This window comes from Domibacillus sp. 8LH (assembly GCF_038806185.1).
Lineage (GTDB): Bacteria > Bacillota > Bacilli > Bacillales > Domibacillaceae > Domibacillus > Domibacillus indicus_A.
This window is the reverse complement of record NZ_JAVJNG010000140.1, coordinates 1-272: the sequence shown is the minus strand read 5'-3', so window position 1 is coordinate 272 and position 272 is coordinate 1. Positions and strand designations below refer to the sequence as shown.

The 272-nt window shown below is 65.1% G+C and carries 1 protein-coding gene; it reads left to right on the top strand.

Annotated elements, in window-relative coordinates; all coding sequences use genetic code 11:
* Nucleotides 1–272, top strand: a 272-nt coding sequence (locus RG959_RS24160; RefSeq protein WP_342799303.1) for an FAD-dependent oxidoreductase, incomplete at both ends; no start/stop codon positions are given.

Below are 272 nucleotides of genomic sequence, written 5' to 3'. Positions count from 1 at the left end.
CCGTCGAGGTGAACGGCGAGCACTACAGCGCCGATCACATCCTGATTGCCACCGGCGGCCGCCCCGAGGTCCCGACCATTCCGGGCGCCGAACTGGGTATCGACTCCGACGGTTTCTTCGACCTGCAAAGCCAGCCCAAACGGGTTGCCGTGGTGGGTGCCGGCTATATCGCCGTGGAGATCGCAGGCGTGATGCAGGCTCTTGGCTCCGAGACCCATCTGGTGGTGCGCAAGCATGCGCCGCTGCGCAACTTCGACCCCATGATCCACGAG